The 21,093-nt window shown below is 59.4% G+C and carries 15 protein-coding genes and 1 CRISPR repeat array; of the genes, 5 read left to right on the forward strand and 10 right to left on the reverse strand.

Annotated elements, in window-relative coordinates:
• The first annotated feature begins 1 nt into the window (after position 1).
• Positions 2 to 1,546, forward strand: a complete 1,545-nt coding sequence (locus EWF95_RS02460) for an L-aspartate oxidase (protein ID WP_142442471.1) — start codon at positions 2 to 4, stop codon at positions 1,544 to 1,546.
• The gene (nadC, locus tag EWF95_RS02465; RefSeq protein ID WP_142442472.1) at positions 1,546 to 2,361 is read left to right on the forward strand and encodes a carboxylating nicotinate-nucleotide diphosphorylase; all 816 of its coding nucleotides are present in this window, start codon (positions 1,546 to 1,548) and stop codon (positions 2,359 to 2,361) included. Before EWF95_RS02460 ends, nadC begins: the two co-directional genes overlap by 1 nt.
• Before the next feature lie 236 nt (positions 2,362 to 2,597).
• On the opposite strand, the gene EWF95_RS02470 is transcribed toward nadC, so the two are convergent.
• From EWF95_RS02470 to EWF95_RS13420, 3 genes are all read right to left on the reverse strand, one after another.
• Positions 2,598 to 3,449 (reverse strand): MOSC domain-containing protein, encoded by an 852-nt coding sequence (locus EWF95_RS02470; RefSeq protein WP_142442473.1) that lies wholly within the window; start codon positions 3,447 to 3,449, stop codon positions 2,598 to 2,600.
• Between the two features lie 66 nt (positions 3,450 to 3,515).
• Positions 3,516 to 4,268, reverse strand: coding sequence for an archaeal proteasome endopeptidase complex subunit alpha (gene psmA / locus EWF95_RS02475; RefSeq protein WP_142442474.1), 753 nt, complete (start codon positions 4,266 to 4,268; stop codon positions 3,516 to 3,518).
• A 139-nt stretch (positions 4,269 to 4,407) separates the two neighbouring features.
• Positions 4,408 to 4,584, reverse strand: a complete 177-nt coding sequence (locus tag EWF95_RS13420) for a DUF7501 family protein (RefSeq protein WP_185911675.1) — start codon at positions 4,582 to 4,584, stop codon at positions 4,408 to 4,410.
• Positions 4,585 to 4,791: 207 nt separating this feature from the next.
• On the opposite strand from EWF95_RS13420, the gene EWF95_RS02480 reads away from it, so the two are divergent.
• Positions 4,792 to 5,214 (forward strand): DUF2391 family protein, encoded by a 423-nt coding sequence (locus EWF95_RS02480; RefSeq protein WP_142442475.1) that lies wholly within the window; start codon positions 4,792 to 4,794, stop codon positions 5,212 to 5,214.
• 28 nt (positions 5,215 to 5,242) lie between these two features.
• Here EWF95_RS02480 and EWF95_RS02485 read toward each other — a convergent pair whose 3' ends face one another.
• Positions 5,243 to 6,661 carry a sensor histidine kinase gene (locus EWF95_RS02485; RefSeq protein ID WP_142442476.1) on the reverse strand — a complete coding sequence of 473 codons (1,419 nt, stop codon included), beginning with the start codon at positions 6,659 to 6,661 and terminating at the stop codon, positions 5,243 to 5,245.
• Between the two features lie 328 nt (positions 6,662 to 6,989).
• Here EWF95_RS02485 and EWF95_RS02490 point away from each other — a divergent pair, with 328 nt between their 5' ends.
• Positions 6,990 to 8,234: a tyrosine-type recombinase/integrase gene (locus EWF95_RS02490; protein WP_142442477.1), complete on the forward strand. Its 1,245-nt coding sequence runs from the start codon at positions 6,990 to 6,992 to the stop codon at positions 8,232 to 8,234.
• A 17-nt stretch (positions 8,235 to 8,251) separates the two neighbouring features.
• On the opposite strand, the gene EWF95_RS13425 is transcribed toward EWF95_RS02490, so the two are convergent.
• On the reverse strand, positions 8,252 to 8,416 hold the full coding sequence (locus EWF95_RS13425) for a hypothetical protein (RefSeq protein ID WP_185911676.1): 165 nt from the start codon (positions 8,414 to 8,416) through the stop codon (positions 8,252 to 8,254).
• 469 nt (positions 8,417 to 8,885) lie between these two features.
• On the opposite strand from EWF95_RS13425, the gene EWF95_RS02495 reads away from it, so the two are divergent.
• A complete protein-coding gene (locus EWF95_RS02495) occupies positions 8,886 to 9,554 on the forward strand; it encodes a hypothetical protein (RefSeq protein ID WP_142442478.1) in 669 nt (222 codons plus the stop codon).
• A gap of 16 nt (positions 9,555 to 9,570) precedes the next feature.
• A CRISPR array of direct repeats spans positions 9,571 to 15,756; the repeat unit is 30 nt; unit sequence GCTTCAACCCCACGAGGGTTCGTCTGAAAC.
• 104 nt (positions 15,757 to 15,860) lie between these two features.
• On the opposite strand, the gene cas2 is transcribed toward EWF95_RS02495, so the two are convergent.
• From cas2 to cas5b, 5 genes are read right to left on the reverse strand one after another with little or no spacing between them, the layout of a single operon-like run.
• Positions 15,861 to 16,121, reverse strand: coding sequence for a CRISPR-associated endonuclease Cas2 (gene cas2, locus EWF95_RS02500; protein ID WP_137692286.1), 261 nt, complete (start codon positions 16,119 to 16,121; stop codon positions 15,861 to 15,863).
• 1 nt (position 16,122) lies between these two features.
• On the reverse strand, positions 16,123 to 17,118 hold the full coding sequence (cas1b, locus tag EWF95_RS02505) for a type I-B CRISPR-associated endonuclease Cas1b (protein WP_142442479.1): 996 nt from the start codon (positions 17,116 to 17,118) through the stop codon (positions 16,123 to 16,125).
• A gap of 2 nt (positions 17,119 to 17,120) precedes the next feature.
• Complete coding sequence (locus EWF95_RS02510) at positions 17,121 to 17,669, reverse strand: CRISPR-associated protein Cas4 (RefSeq protein ID WP_142442480.1); 549 nt, start codon at positions 17,667 to 17,669, stop codon at positions 17,121 to 17,123.
• Positions 17,666 to 20,296, reverse strand: coding sequence for a CRISPR-associated endonuclease Cas3'' (locus EWF95_RS02515; RefSeq protein ID WP_142442481.1), 2,631 nt, complete (start codon positions 20,294 to 20,296; stop codon positions 17,666 to 17,668). Before EWF95_RS02515 ends, EWF95_RS02510 begins: the two co-directional genes overlap by 4 nt.
• Positions 20,296 to 21,093 carry a type I-B CRISPR-associated protein Cas5b gene (cas5b, locus tag EWF95_RS02520; RefSeq protein ID WP_142442482.1) on the reverse strand — a complete coding sequence of 266 codons (798 nt, stop codon included), beginning with the start codon at positions 21,091 to 21,093 and terminating at the stop codon, positions 20,296 to 20,298. Before cas5b ends, EWF95_RS02515 begins: the two co-directional genes overlap by 1 nt.

Genomic DNA, 21,093 nt, shown 5'->3' on the forward strand with positions numbered 1-21,093 from the left:
GATGGTTCCTGACACACCTTCGGCTGAGACGGCCAGAACGGCCGACGTGCTCGTCGTCGGCAGTGGTATCGCCGGCTGTGCGGCTGCTCTCGCGGCCGCGCGCGAAGGCGAGGAAGTCCTGCTCGTCACGAAGGCCAGCGAGCCCGAAGACGCCGCCTCCGATTGGGCACAGGGCGGGATCGCAACCACCCGCGGCGACCCCGACTCGCTCAAAGCCGATATCATCGACGCCAGCGCGGGCGTGGCCGACCCCGAGGCGGTCGACGTGCTGGTCGAGAACGCCGCCGACGCCGTCAGTGACGTGCTGATCGAGACGCTCGGCGTCGAGTTCGACACCCTCGGCGCGGAGTACGACTTCGCACAGGAGGCCGCCCACTCCGAGGATCGAATCCTCCACGTCGACGCCGCGACCGGCCAGCACGTCCTCCGGCCGTTCCTCTCGCATCTCGACGCGGTCGACAACGTCGAAATCCTCGAATCGACGGCCGCCCTCGAACTCCTCCGCCACGAGGGTCGTGTCCACGGCGCGCTGCTCGATACCGAACCCGACGGCGAGCCGGTCTTCGCCGGCGCGACCATCCTCGCCACCGGCGGCATCGGCGACTGCTTCGAGCAATCGACCAACCCGCCGGGCTCGACGGGTGACGGGATCGCCATGGCGTTCCTCGCCGGAGCCGAGGTCGAGGACATGGAGTACGTCCAGTTCCACCCGACCGCGGCCGATGTCGAGGAACCCTTCTTGCTGAGCGAGGCGGTTCGCGGCGAGGGGGCCCTGCTGCGCAACGCCGATGGCGAGCGATTCATGCCCGAGTACCACCCCGAGGCCGAACTCGCGCCACGGGATGTCGTCGCCCGCGCGGTACAGGACGAGATCGATGCGACCGGCGGCGTGACGCTCGACGTGAGCCCGCTGGCCGAACCGTTCGACGAGGCGTTTCCGAATCTGGCCGAGAAATGTGCCGACCACGAGATCGACCCCGACGACGGCATCCCGGTCGCGCCCTGCGAACACTTCCTCTGTGGCGGCGTCGCCGTCGACGACCGGGGGCGGGCGAGTCTCGACCGGCTCTATGCTGTCGGCGAGTGTGCTCGCAGTGGCGTCCACGGCGCGAACCGCCTCGCCTCGACGAGCCTGCTTGAGGGCCTCGTTTGGGGCCTCCGCGCTGGCCGGGACGCAACCGGCTTCGAGCCCGAAGCCATCGAATATCAGCGACTCCAGAACAGCGACCCCGCGCTGCCCGACCGCTTCGCCGGCGAGAAATTCCACCGCTTACGGCGGATCGTCAGCGGCGAACTCGGCCTCCGGCGAACGAAAAGCGGGATCGACAGCGCGCGCGGCGTCCTCCGCCGGCTCAAAGGTGAAGTCGACGCCTACACGCGAACCCGAACCTCCCGCAGCCTGTACGAACTCCGCAACGCGACGGTCGTCGCAATTCTGATCGCCAACGCCGCCGCTGAGAACGGCGAGAGCGTCGGCTGTCACTACCTCGTCGACGACGCTCCGGCCGAAACCGAATCGACGGCGGCAGCGACGGACGGTGACTGATGCTCACGGCCAGTCAGATCGACCGATGGCTCCAGGAGGATATCGGCCACCACGACGTGACCAACGACGTGGCTGGCGAGACCGTGGGCCGACTCGTCGCTAAGGAGTCCGGCGTCGCCGCCGGGATCGACGCGGCCGCAGCCGTGTTCGATCATCTCGGTATCGACGCAAACCGCGAGGTTGACGACGGCGACGCCATCGACGCTGGCGATGTCGTTCTCACGACCAGCGGGTCGGCCCGCGAAACACTGCGCGCTGAACGTGTCGCGGTCAACCTCGCGGGCCACGCCTCGGGTGTCGCCACCAAGACGCGCAGGGCCGTCGACCGTGCGGCCGAGGTCACCGACGACGTACGAATCGCCGGGACACGCAAGACGACGCCTGGCCTGCGCGGGATCGAGAAACGCGCTGTCGTCGCCGGCGGTGGCGATACTCACCGACTCGATCTCTCGCATATGGTGATGATCAAGGAGAACCACATCGCCGAACTTGGACTGGAGACTGCCGTCGAGACGTTCCGCGAGCGGGCCTCGTTTGCGACGAAAATCGAGGTCGAGGCCGAATCGACCGAGCAGGCGACGCGAGCGGCTGCGGTGGGTGCCGATATCGTCCTGCTTGACAACATGTCGCCGGCCGAAACCGGAGAAGCAGTCGACGCTCTCAACGACATCGAGGCCGACGTGCTCACGGAAGCTAGCGGTGGGATTACTGTCGACGATGTCGCCGACTACGCCGCCACTGGCGTCGACATCATCTCGATGGGCTCGCTAACACACTCGGCTCAGAGCCTCGATTTCTCGTTCCGAACCGGTTGAACTGGAGTTTTCAAATAATACCAGCCAAGCAGGTGGGTCGGCCAGCCGATGATGCACACGCCTGGCGGACTGAAAGGGCGAGGGTCTCTCGGCGAACCCCGGCGACGCAAGCACCACAACGAGCGAAGCGAGTGAGGAGCACAGCGAGCCGCGGGAGCCGAGAGAGCCGAGGGCTTTCTACACCGATCCGTCTCAGACAACCGCGCATCTGAACACTACCGTGAATAGGAGATATCCTACTCAGCCGGAACCGGCGTCTCGTCAGCCGGTACCGTCTCGCCGAGCGTTAGCTCGTCGCCGACAGCGATTGTCTCGCCCCAACTCGCTTCAGGAACGCCCGTATTGAGCATCAGCCGGAAATCGTGGTTGAACCAGTCACCACCGCTCCAGTCGGGCATCGTCGCGCGGCGTTGCTCGATAAACGTCTCGTTGAATCCCTCGATCTCATCGCCCGTATCTGGATCGCGGCTCGGAACGACACATCGCTGGCAGGGGTTGACGCCGAACAAGTCGGTCTCGCCAATCGAGAACCGCACGCGGCTGTCGCGGTCGGCAAAGAGATGGTCTTCCCAGAACGCCGGGACGCCGCTGAGAACGATGTTCGGCCGGAGACGACGCCGCATGCCCTCAGCGTCGATGTCGTCGAACCAGCCGGCGACGGTTTCGATCGTCGCCTCGCTGATGATCGTCGGCCCCGAGGCAGCGGTGTCGTCGGGGAATCCACCCTCGCGGTTGCGGTCGAGGGTGACGGGATAGCCGAACCACTCGCTCAGCCAGTCGGTGAGGGCGGCCGATGAATCGCTGTCGACGGAATCCAGTTCGAACTGTTGGGGCTCGCTGTCGGGCGTCGACAACGTCACTGACTCGGCACGTGCTGTCTCGCCGTCGTAGCTGGCACTGATCGGGTGAACCTGTGCGTCGTTTTTGCCGTTGACATAGTCGCCGTCCTCATCGAATAACACGTACTCGCGGTCGCCGGCGAGCCCGCCGTTGGTAACGATCTCGACGCGATCGACTGACCGGGCGTCGAGAGATTTGATCGGATAGATCGACAATCGCTCGACCGTTGCCGACTCCGTGGGTGGCATGTCGTCGAAACGGCACGGCGAATAGAAAAGTCGTCGGTTCCAGCGCGTGAAAGCGGAGGGCGGTCGCTATTCGTCGTCTTCGTCGTCCGCGTCGGCGTCGAGATCGATGTCGGCATCCTCGAAGACGGCCTCGATCTCCTCGACGGAAAGCGACTTGAATCCCTCCTCATCTGTCAGCGTGGCTATGCTGACCTCTTTCGGGCCGAGTTCGTCGGTGGCAACGCGGAGTGCGAGAACCGCCAGCGCGAGGCCGTCGTCGTGGCTGATTCCCTCGTCCCACTCCTCTTCGAGGAACTCCTGGATATCCGCGCCGGAGCCGCCGATGACCGTCGCCTTCCACTCGTTTGGCGTCCCCGAAGGATCGGCCGCGAACAGTCGCGGTTCGCCGTTTTCGATCCCGCCGATCAGCAGAGCCGCACCGTACGGCCGGGTGCCGCCGCGCTGGGTGTTCTCCTGAATGTGGTCGGTGAGTTCCTTCGTGAGTGCTTCCACGTCGATCGGTTCGCCGTAGCGAAGCTGGCTGACTTGGCCCTGTTGGCGGGCGAAGTCGATCAGCTGGCGGGCGTCGGCGACGTGGCCGGCGGAGGCCGCGCCGACGTGGTCGTCGATCTTGTGGAGCTTTTCGATGCTCTCGGATTCCATCAGCGACGAGCCCGCACGGCTCTGGGCGGCAAGGATGACGCCGTCGGTCGTCCGGATCCCGACGCTGGGCGCGCCACGCGAGACGGCCTCGCGGGCGTACTCGACCTGATAGATGCGGCCGTCGGGCGAAAACAGCGACGTGCCGCGGTCGTAGGCCTGCTGGTCGTTACCTCTCATCGCTGTCCTCCAAACCGGCGACCGACTACGTACTGGTTCATCTGGTTGCGCGTAGGAGACCGATAGGAAAAACCCTTGCTACCCGTTCCGGGCCGCCGACCGTGCTGTCCTCGCTGTGTAACCGCCGCAAACAACCGACTCAGCCGGCCCACCCACCCGGCATGTCGCCGTCAACCCGCTCACGCCACAGCTCGAAGGCCTCGTTGCAGTCGGGGTTCGACTCGATGTGATCCATGAAACCGGCCCCGGCGGAGCCGATCGGTCGCTCACAGAACGGACACCGGTTGGGCTCGACGGGATTGGTAGCTGTTGCCATACCACATGCTTCGTCGCCAGCTATATAACGATTGTGCACGTTTGCGCCGGGTTTCTGCCGGGATAGCCCGATACTTTTCGGGTAAGCAAGGGAAACAAGAGCCTGCCAGAGGAAGGATGTCTGTAGGGACAGATGAGAGATGTCTGTAGGTGCCACCACTGAACTGCCAGCCGGTAGCTCTTCCACCCAGCATACCAAAGGGCAGGTATGAACGAACGACGAAAACACAAGCTCGCCGACACCGCCCAACAGATCGTCGGGGGGTTTCTGCTGGCTGGCCCATTTGTCGTCACCGAGGAGGTGTGGTCGCTGGCGCAGAATATGACACCGATCCATAGTATCGGCCTTGTCGGGGCTGTCATGGCGATCGGCTACGGTGGACTGTACGGCGCGGACAACGACCGTGATCCACAGCGGGAGGCGGCGATCGTCGGCGTGCCGGTACGCTTCATCTCGGTGCTGATCGTCGCCTTTGGCTCCGTCGGCGCGCTCGCGGTCGCGGTCACCGCGCCAACCGTCTTCCTGGGTGATCTCGATCCGGCAGCCAGAGCGGGGGTCACCCTCCGGGCGATCAGCATCGCCGCTGTGTTCAGTGTTGTCGGCGCCGTCACGACCGACAGCCTGTTCTAACGCGGGAGGGTGTCGGCAGGCCAGCAGATCAGTTCATCTCCGGATCGTAGATCGGGAGTTCGACGGCGAACACCGCCCCGGCGGGCTCGTTGTCCTCGACCCAGATCTCACCGTTGTACTGGTCGACCAGCTTTGAGACGAGATAGAGCCCGATCCCCGAGCCCGGGCTCTCGGCTCCCTTTCGGCCCTTCTCGAAGACAGCCTCCTTCTCGCTGTCGGGGACACCCGGGCCGTTGTCGGCGATCCGGAGGACGACCGTCGTCGCCGTCTGTTCGGCGGTGATATCGATCGCAGGGGCTCCGTCGTTGTGTCGGATGGCGTTCGTGAGGAGGTTGCCGATCACCGACGACAGCAGTTCGTTCGCCCGAACCACGGCGGCGATGTCGTCGCCAACGGAGATCGTCACATCGTCATGTTTCGAGCGAAGCTTGCTCACCTCGGTGTCGACAGTCTCCCCGAGATCGATCGCTTCAAGCGCAACGTCGGTTGTCCCCTCGATCGAGTCGACGAAATCCTTGGCGATCTGGGCGAGCTCCGCGATGTGGTCGCTTGTGTTTCTGATGCGCTCGACCATCTCGATCGCTTCCGGGTCGGTGTGCTCGGTGAGCACGTCCGCCCAGCCGGAGATGACGCTGACATCGTTTTTGATGTCGTGGCTGACGATCCGATTGATGAAGGTGAGCTCCTCTTTCTTGCGGCGCAGCTGCTCTTCGTTGTGTTTCTGGAGGGTGATCTCCCGGGTGACGATCTGCACCGAATCCTTTTCGCTGCCGGTCGTCAGCGGAACGACAATGTTGTGAAAATGCCGGAGGCCGATGCTGTCCTGAAAGGTAACGACGCTGCCGGCGGTGATCGCCCGCCGGCCCTGTGTGCGGCGGTTGTCGGCGACATCCTCGGGGAGGATCGACGACAGCTGCTGGCCGGCAAGCTCGTCGGTGGTGGTGTTGAACGCCCGCGCCATCGTCTCGTTGGCGGCCAGGATCGTCCCATCCAAGCGCACCTGACTGATCTCATCGGGGGCGTTGGCGACGAGTCGCTCGTATTTCTGCTGGGTGCGGTGTCGGTCGACAACGTTGTCGATGCGGTTGGCAAGCAGTTCGAGCGCGTCGGCTTCGTTGATATCCTGTTTGAGGATGTACTCGTCGACACCCTTGCGGATCGCGCGGCTGGCGACCGTCTCATCGCCCTCGCTTGTGACCAGGATAAACGGCACGTCGGTCTTGTCGACGATGGCGTCATACAACTCCAGGCCGGTGAGATCCGGCATCTGGTAGTCGCTCACGAGACAGTCGATGGATCCCTCAGCGGCGATAGACACCGCCTCGCGGGGGTCGGTGACGGCGGTCGTTGCCATCCCGTGTTCCTCGCTGAGTGTCTCGGCGACCAGGTTGGCAAAGAACTCACTATCGTCAACGACGAGAATCGAGAGTGATTCGGGTTCCACCATGGGGGTGGTCGTCAGTGCTAACGTACTCAGGGGGCTTAATGCTGCGTATTCATGCGTCAGCTGCTGTAATAGCGTTGTCACGAGAACGAGGACAACGAAGTCCCGCTTCGGTCACCGAAACAAATGTCGTTGGGAATCTCCCGGAATATGTTGCTGGTAGACCAAAACAAATATCTGCTTTTTCGCTGCCGAGTGGTTATAAGAGATCGCTGCCTTACAGTGATTATAGGGTAGGAAGGAGTGCACCGCGCTACTTAACCCGGAGGAGGGCTGTGAACTTCAGGTTCAAAGCCCTATTTTTATTTGGATTCCCCCTGAATCGGTACGTATGTCTTCCGCTGGCGAGGCTGTGGACAGACTCCGCAAACGGATCGAAAACGGTGGAAAGCAGAGCTCCATCAACAAGACTGACCGTGAGGCGTTGCTCACATTCAGCGACCGTGTTCAATTGCTCGCCCAAGAGTACACCGACAAGCGACACTTGAAACTGCTCAGGCACTGCGTAATCGTCGCCGAGACCCTCGACAGTGGTACGCTCGCCGAAGCTCTCACCGACCGTGACGCGGCAGAGAGAATCGTTTCTTGGATTAACGTCGAGTACGACAACGAGGAAACAAACCGAGATTACCGAGTTGCACTTCGCGTCTTCGGGAAGCGTGTCGCCGAAGCCGACGAGAGTATCGACACCACGCCTGACGGCCTCCCCGAGAGTCTCGCGTGGGTTCCCACTGGCACATCTTCGGATTACGACCCGACCCCCGACCCCCGAGAAATGCTCCGATACGAGGAAGATGTGAAGGCCATGATCGACGCCACCTACAACGCCCGCGACGCGGCCATGATCGCTCTGCAGTTTGACGCTGGGCTGCGTGGCGGCGAGTTCAAAGACCTCGCTGTCGGCGACGTTCGCGATCACGACCACGGGCTGGAGGTCACCGTCGAGGGCAAACAGGGCCGTCGAACCGTGCTGTTGATACCCTCTGTTCCGCACGTGAGCGCGTGGCTCGACGCGCACCCGGCGGGCGACAACCACGACGCGCCGCTGTGGTCGAAGATTACCAAGCCCGAGTCGATCTCCGACCGAATGGTATCGAAGATTCTCAACGAGGCGGCCGACCGTGCCGATGTTTCCAAGCCGGTCACTCTCACCAACTTCCGCAAGTCGAGTGCCGCCTTCCTCGCAAGTCGCAACCTCAATCAGGCCCACATCGAGGATCACCACGGCTGGGTGCGAGGCAGCAGCGCGGCCGCCCGGTATATTTCTGTGTTCGGGGAAGATTCCGACCGCGAACTCGCCCGACTCCACGGGATCGACGTATCGGAGGACGAACCCGAGGATATTTCTCCGATTGAGTGCCCCACTTGCGGCCGTGAAAACGAGCGTGACGCGTCGTTCTGTATGCAGTGCGGACAAGTCCTGAGCCCCGAAGCTGCGTCCGAACTCGACGAGTCCACGGACGAACTCAACGAAAGCCTCGCGTCGCTCGAACCCGAAAAGGCCGAGCGGCTGCTTGAGGTCGCCGACATGCTCGATGACCCCGCCGTTCGTGAGGCCCTCGTCGACTCCGAATGAGCTGGCAGTGGTCGACATTAGTATCCCTCCTCCTCTAATCGTTCGAGCAGCCTCTCGGCCCGATCTGCGAACGGAACATCCTCTTCAACACACATTTCGAGTACCTCACGGCGTTTAGCTAACTGCCTCCAGACATCGTCAGACCCGTCATCAGTGACAAGCCGATGGTTATCGGTACTCATAGCAATATTACCTCTGTTTGTTCATCATCGATGCCTCGCGTGTCGGTCGTTTCTTGCGTTCGCATTTGTGGAGTCCAGCGTGAGGTCGCCGGTGACCGACGGGTTAAGTAAAACTCTTAACCGAGGGGAACGTTACCCTCGGTACGGACCGCCCGTCGCGGCCCGGTCCGCACACTATCACTTCGACGCCGAGAGAACCGATCACCGATCCAATGATGTCCGGTTCCGGCGTCGAACGATTCTACTGGTACGTGCTCAAAAGCCTTTTCAGCTAGTCGCTACGGCGTGGATCATACTGATCTGCCATGGCTCTGAATAGATCGTCGTATGTCTGACCCCCTCTTTTGAGTGGCTTGAGTACGTTATCCCTCGTCTCAATATGACATGGGACACGTGTCAGGTTGGGTTCTGACATGCAACATTGTAACGGAGCGTATAACTTAATGGTAATGATCCCAATGTAATCGATATGGTTTCAACTGATCGGGGGAGGGGAATACTCACACAATCAGACCGAGAGTTCGCTCTGAACACAGAGGAGTGGGCAAAAGAGAAATCAAGAGCTGCAGTGAACCAACGAGAAAAAGCAATAGTAAACCGTGTTCAAGACGGTTTGATCGACTTCCACCATCTCGCATCTAAAGAATTCCCTAAAGAACTCCTCAACTCTGCATTCCAAAATCCCAACGTCGATCCTTCCAAGGATTCCGAACAGGATACATACGAAAATATGGAAAACAATCAAGATTTGTATGATTATTCAGTTGAAACAGGATGCATAGCCGCTGTTAGTCTTATCTATCGGATGTTCCCTTTAGAATATTCTAATAAGATTGTTGCTGAAGGTTTAGAGAAAGCTGTCCGGGATTATTATCCTAATGCTACTGTTGTAGATTCATCCTACGAACCTAAGGTAGAGACACCAGATAAGACACATGAAATTGCACTGGATTGTTTAGAAGAAGGATATACCCTGACCGACGAGCAGGTTAAAGTTTTACTCAAAAGAGGAGAAGTCGATCCGGATGAAGTTGCTGAACATGTTCAAAAAGATACAGTGATGAGCCTAAAACACGTATCAGATGGTAATAAGGCACTTAGAAGAGGGCTTGCTGATTTTGCAACCCGACCTGAGTAAGGACACGGGTTATGAATGTTCAACCCCACGAGGGTTCGTCTGAAACCGATCTGAGCGAGCCGATCGACAAACAGACATTTGCTTCAACCCCACGAGGGTTCGTCTGAAACAGGCCACCGCGACCGAGCGAGTCACGCTGGAAATAGCTTCAACCCCACGAGGGTTCGTCTGAAACACTAAGGCTGGCGTCTCGACCGCACCAGCACCGATCGCTTCAACCCCACGAGGGTTCGTCTGAAACCTGCTGCACGTTGTCGATCTCGGCCAGCGTCTCCTCGCTTCAACCCCACGAGGGTTCGTCTGAAACGCGAGACAAGGTTTAGCAGCTACGCACGACGGTGCTGGCTTCAACCCCACGAGGGTTCGTCTGAAACATTCTTGCCGTTTGACGTTCTCGTTGATGCGAGCGAGCTTCAACCCCACGAGGGTTCGTCTGAAACATTCTTGCCGTTTGACGTTCTCGTTGATGCGAGCGAGCTTCAACCCCACGAGGGTTCGTCTGAAACCCTTTGAGTATCAGGTCGCAAACGACTCCTCGGTGGCTTCAACCCCACGAGGGTTCGTCTGAAACCAGTCGTTCGTTACGGTTGTCTTCGACGGCAACCTGCTTCAACCCCACGAGGGTTCGTCTGAAACACGAACGACACCGTGGTGACTATCGCCGAACAGCGCGCTTCAACCCCACGAGGGTTCGTCTGAAACACGGCAGGTCGCCCTTGGCCGGATCAGCGAGACGGCTTCAACCCCACGAGGGTTCGTCTGAAACCGGGCAGTGCATCGGCTGCTGGTTGCCGCCGATCGTGCTTCAACCCCACGAGGGTTCGTCTGAAACACGAGCCGTTCGTCCGGGAGAACTACGTCGGCCTGCTTCAACCCCACGAGGGTTCGTCTGAAACCGGTCGCGCCCGAGTGGGCGAGTCCCGGCGACACCGCTTCAACCCCACGAGGGTTCGTCTGAAACGCGTTCGTGCTGACCTACGGGCCGGGTGGCAACGGGCTTCAACCCCACGAGGGTTCGTCTGAAACCGGACACGACGACGACGCCGACGTACAGCCAGCCGACGCTTCAACCCCACGAGGGTTCGTCTGAAACCGGACACGACGACGACGCCGACGTACAGCCAGCCGACGCTTCAACCCCACGAGGGTTCGTCTGAAACGATTGCGCGATCACTTCGTCGGCGTCGATGTCTTCGCTTCAACCCCACGAGGGTTCGTCTGAAACATGCCGCCGGTCGCCCCGGAGGCCGCCCCACCCAGGCTTCAACCCCACGAGGGTTCGTCTGAAACGGATTACGTCCGAACCTCGGCGTTGGGCCAGCTGATGCTTCAACCCCACGAGGGTTCGTCTGAAACCTGTCTCGGGGGACACACCGACTACCGACGGTTCGGCTTCAACCCCACGAGGGTTCGTCTGAAACTCCGGTGGGACACGGCTGGGTCGTACACTGGCGGTGCTTCAACCCCACGAGGGTTCGTCTGAAACTCCGGTGGGACACGGCTGGGTCGTACACTGGCGGTGCTTCAACCCCACGAGGGTTCGTCTGAAACTACCTGACGACCCCGATCAGTCTGAACACGGCACTCCGCTTCAACCCCACGAGGGTTCGTCTGAAACAATCGGTTGCCGGTTTCGTGGGTGAGTGTCCACTCTGCTTCAACCCCACGAGGGTTCGTCTGAAACTCTGGCATTTGGAGCGTCGCCGGGATGAATCCCGCCCGCTTCAACCCCACGAGGGTTCGTCTGAAACTTCGTCCGGCGTGGCTGCTGCCTTCCGACAACTCCGGCTTCAACCCCACGAGGGTTCGTCTGAAACTCTGCCGACACCACCAACACCGAACACACGTTGACCGCTTCAACCCCACGAGGGTTCGTCTGAAACGACGACCCGCTGTTGTTGGTCGATCTTCGGGGCTGGCTTCAACCCCACGAGGGTTCGTCTGAAACATGATTGACACGCAGCATGGCAACAGTAACTATCGAGCTTCAACCCCACGAGGGTTCGTCTGAAACCAAGCCGATGCGACTGTGGGCGGTTGCGCCCGACATGCTTCAACCCCACGAGGGTTCGTCTGAAACGACGGTAACATCCAACCGCCCACCCTGACGTATGACGGCTTCAACCCCACGAGGGTTCGTCTGAAACCTGGCTTCTCAGCCTCGGTGCGGCCTACAAGCAGGGGCTTCAACCCCACGAGGGTTCGTCTGAAACCACAGTGCCGACACTGTCGGTCGTCGTCGCTCTCCGCTTCAACCCCACGAGGGTTCGTCTGAAACTCGATCTCGACAACGACGGCAGCATCGAAGAGGATGCTTCAACCCCACGAGGGTTCGTCTGAAACCATTGTTGATTCACTTATTGAGTTATTCTTGTAATGCTTCAACCCCACGAGGGTTCGTCTGAAACGAAATCAAAAATGCACTTGAGGAGGAGCTGGGATACGCTTCAACCCCACGAGGGTTCGTCTGAAACAGCATTGAGGTGGTCGACGCATGAGCCAAGGCCGAGGCTTCAACCCCACGAGGGTTCGTCTGAAACGCGATGAAGCTCCGCGGCCGCCACGGCCCAGATGCTTCAACCCCACGAGGGTTCGTCTGAAACTTTGTCTGCTCGTCAAGGACGATTTTCGGCTTGTCAGCTTCAACCCCACGAGGGTTCGTCTGAAACGACTCATACGCCGATCTCGCATCCGACCGATTCCTCGCTTCAACCCCACGAGGGTTCGTCTGAAACCTTGTCGTCGTGCCTGGGCTGAGGATATCCCCATAAGCTTCAACCCCACGAGGGTTCGTCTGAAACGATGGTCGACCTCGGCCGCGAGGCCCTGCCGATCCTTGCTTCAACCCCACGAGGGTTCGTCTGAAACCGATTCCATATCTCCCTTCGACTCCGTATCGAAGTTTGCTTCAACCCCACGAGGGTTCGTCTGAAACGATAGCCACCGAGGACAATCCCAACCCCGACGATGCTTCAACCCCACGAGGGTTCGTCTGAAACCGGCGTCGGGTACGGGTTCTGTGACTGGCTGAAATGGCTTCAACCCCACGAGGGTTCGTCTGAAACCGAGATCGAATACTACAACACAAAGACGGGCGTCGCTTCAACCCCACGAGGGTTCGTCTGAAACCAGCGAGACGTTCAGCGCGACATCTGAGACGACAGCTTCAACCCCACGAGGGTTCGTCTGAAACAGTCTGGGTCGAGGACATCCTCCCGCTGCTGTGGGGCTTCAACCCCACGAGGGTTCGTCTGAAACCCGTTCGTCCCGGCAGCAGAGGTCAACCCCGACGCTTCAACCCCACGAGGGTTCGTCTGAAACGATTCTCTCGCGCATCTTCGTTCTGTGACATTATAGGCTTCAACCCCACGAGGGTTCGTCTGAAACTTCGGGGATGTAGGCGTTCTCGTTGCGCGACAGCTCGCTTCAACCCCACGAGGGTTCGTCTGAAACGTTCTCAGGCCGTAGCTTCTCGACCCAGTCAAGCTTCAACCCCACGAGGGTTCGTCTGAAACCGTACATCGCCGCCAACGCCGAGCAGGCAGCGCGAGCTTCAACCCCACGAGGGTTCGTCTGAAACTCCCTTTGCCTCAAAACGCGATAACGAGGCCGGTAGTGCTTCAACCCCACGAGGGTTCGTCTGAAACTTGAGTACATCTCGACCATCGGTCGGTCGTCGCCGAGGCTTCAACCCCACGAGGGTTCGTCTGAAACTGTCTCTCGGGCGAGCAGCCCCTCCAGGGCCCAGCTGCTTCAACCCCACGAGGGTTCGTCTGAAACGTGATCGACGAGTTCGAGGCAAAACTCCGCATCGCTTCAACCCCACGAGGGTTCGTCTGAAACGAGATCGACTCTGATCTCCCCGCCGAGACGAACGGCTTCAACCCCACGAGGGTTCGTCTGAAACGAAGACCAGGTTGTCGATGGTTTTGGCTTTGATCTGGCTTCAACCCCACGAGGGTTCGTCTGAAACGGGCCAACAAGATCACGGCGACAAGTGACAGTCTCGGAGCTTCAACCCCACGAGGGTTCGTCTGAAACGATCGGGTCGACGATGTTCCCGCTGCTGTCAAGTGGGCTTCAACCCCACGAGGGTTCGTCTGAAACAACGACTCCCGAGACAGCCACGGCGACGCTGTCGAGCTTCAACCCCACGAGGGTTCGTCTGAAACCGTGATAACCGAGGCCGACCTTCTTGCCGATTTCTTCGCTTCAACCCCACGAGGGTTCGTCTGAAACCATCCCACCCTGTGCCTGCTCGACCTCTTGGAACGGGCTTCAACCCCACGAGGGTTCGTCTGAAACTGTTGTTGACGACTTCGAGCACGTCGTTCGGCTTGTCGCTTCAACCCCACGAGGGTTCGTCTGAAACGAACCCGACCGCGAGGATATCGAGCGGTGGATCAACGCTTCAACCCCACGAGGGTTCGTCTGAAACACGGCAACGTGCTCGGGGGCATCCGACTCCGCGAGCTTCAACCCCACGAGGGTTCGTCTGAAACGAGTGTGAGTGTGATGCTCGCTTCAAGTGGTCACACGCTTCAACCCCACGAGGGTTCGTCTGAAACTACGCGATACCAACTGCCCCGAGGATGTCAACGGCGCTTCAACCCCACGAGGGTTCGTCTGAAACCCTTTCGGAACTCGTTGCCGCACTGCTGGCACTCGTAGCTTCAACCCCACGAGGGTTCGTCTGAAACGGGCGATGTTTCTACCAAGTGAGCGAGATCGGAGCTTCAACCCCACGAGGGTTCGTCTGAAACACAGATCCGCGTGCGGCGCATCGACCCCTACAAGTCGCTTCAACCCCACGAGGGTTCGTCTGAAACGCTCACGTTGGCCCACAGGGCAGCGACGACAGCCTGCTTCAACCCCACGAGGGTTCGTCTGAAACGCGTGCCTGAGGCCGACTGGGTGATCGACGACGCTTCAACCCCACGAGGGTTCGTCTGAAACGCGTGCCAGTCTCGGGTTGACGCGCACTGCTCTGTTTGCTTCAACCCCACGAGGGTTCGTCTGAAACCCACTGACCGGATCTTTGCCTGCATCACATCTGCGAGCTTCAACCCCACGAGGGTTCGTCTGAAACAGACCCAGACCTGTTGGTCGGTTTCGTGTCCAGATGCTTCAACCCCACGAGGGTTCGTCTGAAACCGTCGCTCGTTGAGCACGCCTACGACGACCCGACCGCTTCAACCCCACGAGGGTTCGTCTGAAACCGCGCCGGCGGCCGTGCTTGTCCAACCCGAGCGTGTGCTTCAACCCCACGAGGGTTCGTCTGAAACGCGATCGCCGAGACTGGGGGGGAGTGGGTCATCGGCTTCAACCCCACGAGGGTTCGTCTGAAACAACGGCAACGTGCTCGGGGGCATCCGACTCCGCGAGCTTCAACCCCACGAGGGTTCGTCTGAAACTCGCCTGCAGTCGGCGTTCTCCGAGTTGTTGGATCAGCTTCAACCCCACGAGGGTTCGTCTGAAACTCACGACCTCGTCGCCGTTCGGCAGCCGGCCGTCGGCTTCAACCCCACGAGGGTTCGTCTGAAACCTTGCAGCCGCAGATCCGATACCCGTGTTCGGGATGCTTCAACCCCACGAGGGTTCGTCTGAAACTGTGAGCGGCGCGGCCGGGCCGTTTCGTCAGGATTTGGCTTCAACCCCACGAGGGTTCGTCTGAAACTGATGTCGTCGATATCGGCTGTGAGTTGCATAGGTGCTTCAACCCCACGAGGGTTCGTCTGAAACAGCCGGCCGATCGGCGTGTACCACAGTGTCAGGTGGCTTCAACCCCACGAGGGTTCGTCTGAAACTCGGGCAAGGCGCGGAAGTTTACCGAGTGGCTCCGCGCTTCAACCCCACGAGGGTTCGTCTGAAACGTTTTCGCGGCGACTGGCACTCCATCCCAGCGCAGCCGCTTCAACCCCACGAGGGTTCGTCTGAAACCCTGCACACGCTTGCCGATGAGGGCTATCTCAATAAGCTTCAACCCCACGAGGGTTCGTCTGAAACCAGTTCAACGTCGCCGACCGGGCCGATCAGTGGTTCGCTTCAACCCCACGAGGGTTCGTCTGAAACGACGATGAAGACCGCCGTCCACCCATCGCTGTGGTGCTTCAACCCCACGAGGGTTCGTCTGAAACGCCGCGACCTCGTCGCCCATCCAGTCGATTTGTTCGCTTCAACCCCACGAGGGTTCGTCTGAAACCATGCCCGATATACGGGGCATAGGCGTGCTGACGGCTGGTTACAATAAAATCCTTCCGTCAACCCTCAATAAGCTGCGTCCCCCGTGGGGGTCGACGGAAGTGATTACAGAAACCGCTGATCCTCGGTCGGATCATCGCCGTAAACCGTCCGATTGAGCAGTGTATCAGAAGACAGCTCGTAGATGATTGTCGACTCTCCAGGTTTCAGAAGGTCATCGATCTCGTTTTTCAGCTTCGTGAGATCGCCTTCCGATATCTCGCCTTCCAGCACCGAGTTCTGGACGTGAGTGAGATACCGTCGCCCAATCTTGAGAGCTTTCTGTGTCCGTTCGGCTTCCAGATCGTAGACCATTACCACATACATCTCACCACCACCGCTGGAACGGCTCGTATTTCTCGCCAGTGAGCAGGTGTTTCTTGAGCTTGTACGCTTCGAGCCGCATCAGGTACTGGTAGCTAACTTTGCGGTTCAACTCCGGATGGTCGACTGTCCGTTCTAGCGTCTCCTCGAAGGCCTTCGTATACGTCTTCCGGCCGGATTCGTTCAACAGACACGAGCCAAGTTCCGTCTCGAAATCGTCGTCCGAAATCTGGTTTCGGTTTACCAGCCGAAACAGGACACGGTCAGCCAGAACAGGTTTGAAAAGATCGGCAAGATCGAGTGACAGTGAGTATCGGCGTTCGCCTGGCTCGTGGAGGTAGCTGATCGTCGGATCGAGTGCCGTAGCGCGGATCGCCGAGACGCAGTTGGCATAGACCAGCGAGTTCCCGAACGAAATGAGGCTGTTAATCTCGTTGGGTGGTGGATTGTACTCGCGCTGGGTCAGCTGAAACTCACTTGGGAGGATCTCGTTGAAGCTACGGTAGTACGCCTTTCTCGCGGTAGCTTCGGTTCCCAGAAGCTCATCAACCGGCAATGACTCCTCGACGCGTTCGGCTGCAGCTTCCAGATCCTCGATGACGCCGTCAAGATCGTGATCGCGGCCGTTGTAGTAGACGACGTTCGTCCGCATGTTGTGGATGCTGCCCCGCACAATCGCAGCGGCGAGCTGTCGGCGATGCTGACTATCCTCGTAGGCTCGAACTTGGTTGACGACGGTCTTCCCGGAGGTTTGCCCGCGTTTCGGCATCACCGACCCCGAGTAGTAGTCCTCCCAGCCGAAGACGTGGAGTGCGACTGTCCGGTCGTTGAGGAACGACATCAGTCGCGTGTTGAAATCGATCTGGCCGTGCAGGAAAAACGCCTCGGCGTTCTCGATTGGGATGTACTGCTTCTCCCCACCGTCGTCGGGGACGAGTCTGAGCGTGTCGTCGCTACGTTCGAGTCGGCCATCTGAAAAGACATGGTAGTTCCGATCCATTGTTAACACCAACAGAAGTCGTGGTACGCACAGGAGTCACAGAACGGTTTCTCCTCGGCCGGCGGCGGCGAGGACTGGCTGACGATATCGTAAATCCCACGGATCGCGGTTTCAATCTTCTCCGCTCGCTCCGTCGTGAGTTTGACCGGCTCGCGCTTTCGCTCACGGGGATGCGCCAAGACGCCGTCCCGCTGGATGTCGGCGACGCGGTCGAGATACCAGAGGTAGTACGACAGCTGCATCTCGGCTGGTTCCGTAAGCGTCGAGGAGGGTTTGACCTCAACGACGCGGCCGTCGTCCAGCAGGTCGAGTGATATCATGCCGAGATGGAGGTTCTCGCGTTTGTCGCTGTAGGCCGTCTCGTCGACGCGGGTGCCACGGACGACGGTCGCGTTCTCGCGGTCGATTTCGAGGTTTCGGCTCTCGAACCAGAGTTCGCGTTTGCAGACGTAGTAGTATTGCACCATCACGCCCGTGACGCGGAACGGCTCGTCGACCGGCTCGCCGCGAGCGGTTGCGAGGAGGCGGTCGACTGGATCAGCGGCGGTCATAAGATGCGCCTCTCGGCAGTGCTGTCCGGGATGACGAACCCAGTATTCTCATCGAAATACTCGCTCAATCCGTGTTTACGGACATCAAGACATAACACGTCCGTATCCGAGTGGACTGGGTTCAGCTGACCGAGCTTATCCTTTTTATTAGACTCGCCGTGGTAGATTGGTATGGACACCCGCGCTTCCTTGATTTCATCCATCAACTGTCGTACGCGGTCGAAGTCATATTGTGTCCACGCATCACGCACCTGTTCTACTAGATCCCGTTCGTCCTTGGTTCGACAGATAATAATGTCCACTGCGTTACGCTGATCGATCAGTGATAGATCTTTGAGTTTGTCTCCGCGTACGTCGTCGACATACTCAGCGTACTCCTGTTTGCCGACGTTCTTGTCGGTGTGTAGTCTTTTGTAGTACTCCGTGACTGCTGTACGGGCCACAGCGGTTTCGGACAGTGGTTCATCCCCTTCACGAACAGCATCGAGTGTTTCGGCCGCGACAGGAAGGAGGGTCGTTCCTCGATTGTAGACTGCTTCTGCAGGTGTTTTTTGCTGCTCATCCGGAACGTCAAGCCACCAGACGATAACGCGCCCTTGTTCTCGTTCGAACGACCGATTACAGCGACCGGCTGCCTGAACGATACTGTCGATTGGGGCCAAATCACGGTAGACTCGGTCGAAGCTGATGTCGACGCCAGCTTCGATAAGCTGTGTCGAGACCGTGATGAGACCATGTCCATCGTCGGTGAGTTCTTTTGCGGCTTCGATCAGTTTGAGACGATCCACGGGACGGAGTCGTGTCGATAGGTGGAGTACTGACCGGTCGTTTCGCTCTTCGATGCGGCTCGCAAGCGTCTTTGGATCGATGTCGGCTGTCGTTTCGACTGTGCTGAGTTCGTTGGCGTAGATGTCTCCGACGCTAGGTATCGAAGACGCGTTGTCGGTGAGTTCATCAAGGAGTGCTCGGGCACTATCGATTGTGTTACAGACTGCAAGCGTTGACACGCCGGAATCGACTGCACTCAGTAGTTCGGCACCCGCATCGGCGTATGATTTCGGGGCTTCTTGCGTCTCGATATACCGCTCGGTAGACGCATCGAGTTCGTACTGGACGCGCTCGGTCGCCTCGAAGTACACATCAGGATCATCGACCAATTCAGTCACTTCGCCTTCCCGGTCGGTTGCTTCATCGAACAGCTGTGGCTGGGTTGCGGTCATAGCGATAACTGTCGCGCCGTACTGTTCGGTCAGTATTGCGACGAGTCGGGGGACGAGCTTCCACCAGTCGAGCGGCAAGCTCTGTGGCTCATCGAGGATGACGACGCTATCTCGAAGCGCGGGAATCTTCATCGACTGTTTGTTGGCTGGCCCAGCAAGACTCTCGAACAACTGCACGAACGTCGTGACTGTGATGCCAGCCCGCCAGCTTTCGGCGAGCATCCCGGCGACATCGTCGTTCTTGTCCGCGTCGTCAGCGTCTACGTCGTCCTCGTCGACGATCTTGGTTTCCGAAAGGTGGTGGTGGGCTGTCAGTAATCGTCCGAGCGTGTCGGTCTCGTAGATGTCTTCGACTTCATCGACGACCTGATCGATGATGCTGGTAAACGGAAGTGCGTAGACGACGCGCTCGCCGCCGAGTTCGTCACGAACCGTCTGCGCGGCCGACAGCCCGGAGAGAGTCTTTCCCATTCCAGTTGGTAAGGTAAGAGTCGCTACGCCCCCGCCAGCTTCGGCGAACTGTTCCGCGTTCTCTACGACAGCTGAATGTGCGCGTGAGCGATAGTGGTTCAGCCGCTCGGTTCTGGAGCCGTCCGGATCAGCAGGCGAGGAGGCTTCGAGATCGGCCACGTACTCATCCAACACTTGCAGCGATGGCTGCGTTGCTTCGTAGGTTGAAGCCACGTCCGCCCCCTCACTCCGGCTTGCGGCACTCGTTTTGTCCGCGAGGACAAGCGACCCCCATATTTCGAGAGTGAGGCCGTAACAGGACTCCGACAGTGACTCACGACTGATCGTCGTACCACTCTCCGCGGCAACAGCCCCAGCGATTTCATCAAGCAGCTCTTTGTACGAGTAGCGAAATCCGTCCCACGACCCATCGCCATCAGTGGCATCATCGAAGACATCGTCCGCCAGCTCCGGAACATTGTCTTCGATATCGTTGAGCTGCATAGCGATTGCTGCTTGTAGCTGTTCATCGTTAGTCTGTGCTCCTCCCGTTGAGTTCTCCGAGGTGTACGCACGGTCGTAGATATACTGAGTCACATCCGGAAGTCGCCCGTGGTGTTTGGCGACCGCGACGAAGCCAGCCAGACAGGTCTCAGTTTCAAACCCCTGTGCGTCGAGGGCATAGTACGCGGCGAACGAGCCGATTGGGGCATGGTACCGACACGGCTTGTGCTCGGGTTCGGTACCATGCCGAAGGTACTTCTGAAAGAAGGTCGTCGCTTTCCCGAAGTCGTGAACGTAGGCGAGCGTCTCAACCACCTGCTGTAGCGACTCATCATCAGGTGTTGTCGATTCATCGGGAACGACTTCTCCAGCCCGCCGGGCAACATCACCCAGGTGATCCCGAAGATAGACACCTTCATAGCCGTCTTCGGGGGGATGAGAGTATACAGCCATCAGACGAACACCACTGTTCGACCGTCGACACTGGCCGCTTTCGTGTCTCGCACCTCAAGTGAATCGGCGTCGGGATTGTAGGCGTAGTTCGTGAATCCAGTTGTCGTCCGACCACCGGCATCTGACTCCATGAACGCGGGTGACTCCTCGATCTGACAGCGTGTTCCTGCATCCAGAACGACATCGTCAACGGCATTCGGGACGGCTGAATCGATTTCCACCGGATCGGATTGCGACCCGTCCGCAACATCGAACTCGCCGTGATACTCGATGTCAGCGAGATGCTCCGAAAGGCCAAGACTCGGCACGTAGTGCGATTCGCCAGCAGCAAGCGTCTTGCGCAGTTCGGTATACCACTGGTCGTCAGCGAGTGCGACATCGATTCGGTAGGCTGGATCGACCAGCACCTCGTAGTTGTGTTGCTGCCGGAGCGTCGTCGGGTCAGGTAGCTTGACGCTGATTTTTCCACGACCGTTGAGCGACTGCAAGTTTCCAGCAGCGGTCGACAGTGTGTTCATCGGCATATTGACCGTCCTAATCTCCCGAACGGGTTCGATTGCGACTGCCGAGCTATCGGGCGCAAACAGGTCGTAGTAGCCATCCCGCTCGATCCCAAGGACGGCTGCGAGGAGCCCAGCAACCGTAGTCCGGGGAATGATTCGATAGGTCTGTTTGACGATATTGCCCTCGATCCGTCGGAAGTGACCCCACGGGCCACGCACGGTAAACGAGAGACAGCGATCAGGCTGGCCGCCGTTTTCGTCGACCGTCCAATCGTCCAGCGATTGTTGCGACAT

This window comes from Halonotius roseus, assembly GCF_006861655.1.
Classification (GTDB): Archaea; Halobacteriota; Halobacteria; order Halobacteriales; family Haloferacaceae; genus Halonotius; species Halonotius roseus.

What these genes read in the sequence shown, in the direction of transcription:
- EWF95_RS02460 (WP_142442471.1), top strand. Translation starts at nt 2, where the DNA reads ATGGTTCCTGACACACCTTCGGCTGAGACGGCCAGAACGGCCGACGTG.
- nadC (WP_142442472.1), top strand. Translation starts at nt 1,546, where the DNA reads ATGCTCACGGCCAGTCAGATCGACCGATGGCTCCAGGAGGATATCGGC.
- EWF95_RS02470 (WP_142442473.1), bottom strand. Translation starts at nt 3,449, where the DNA reads ATGCCACCCACGGAGTCGGCAACGGTCGAGCGATTGTCGATCTATCCG.
- psmA (WP_142442474.1), bottom strand. Translation starts at nt 4,268, where the DNA reads ATGAGAGGTAACGACCAGCAGGCCTACGACCGCGGCACGTCGCTGTTT.
- EWF95_RS13420 (WP_185911675.1), bottom strand. Translation starts at nt 4,584, where the DNA reads ATGGCAACAGCTACCAATCCCGTCGAGCCCAACCGGTGTCCGTTCTGT.
- EWF95_RS02480 (WP_142442475.1), top strand. Translation starts at nt 4,792, where the DNA reads ATGAACGAACGACGAAAACACAAGCTCGCCGACACCGCCCAACAGATC.
- EWF95_RS02485 (WP_142442476.1), bottom strand. Translation starts at nt 6,661, where the DNA reads ATGGTGGAACCCGAATCACTCTCGATTCTCGTCGTTGACGATAGTGAG.
- EWF95_RS02490 (WP_142442477.1), top strand. Translation starts at nt 6,990, where the DNA reads ATGTCTTCCGCTGGCGAGGCTGTGGACAGACTCCGCAAACGGATCGAA.
- EWF95_RS13425 (WP_185911676.1), bottom strand. Translation starts at nt 8,416, where the DNA reads ATGAGTACCGATAACCATCGGCTTGTCACTGATGACGGGTCTGACGAT.
- EWF95_RS02495 (WP_142442478.1), top strand. Translation starts at nt 8,886, where the DNA reads ATGGTTTCAACTGATCGGGGGAGGGGAATACTCACACAATCAGACCGA.
- cas2 (WP_137692286.1), bottom strand. Translation starts at nt 16,121, where the DNA reads ATGTATGTGGTAATGGTCTACGATCTGGAAGCCGAACGGACACAGAAA.
- cas1b (WP_142442479.1), bottom strand. Translation starts at nt 17,118, where the DNA reads ATGGATCGGAACTACCATGTCTTTTCAGATGGCCGACTCGAACGTAGC.
- EWF95_RS02510 (WP_142442480.1), bottom strand. Translation starts at nt 17,669, where the DNA reads ATGACCGCCGCTGATCCAGTCGACCGCCTCCTCGCAACCGCTCGCGGC.
- EWF95_RS02515 (WP_142442481.1), bottom strand. Translation starts at nt 20,296, where the DNA reads ATGGCTGTATACTCTCATCCCCCCGAAGACGGCTATGAAGGTGTCTAT.
- cas5b (WP_142442482.1), bottom strand. Translation starts at nt 21,093, where the DNA reads ATGTCGCAACAATCGCTGGACGATTGGACGGTCGACGAAAACGGCGGC.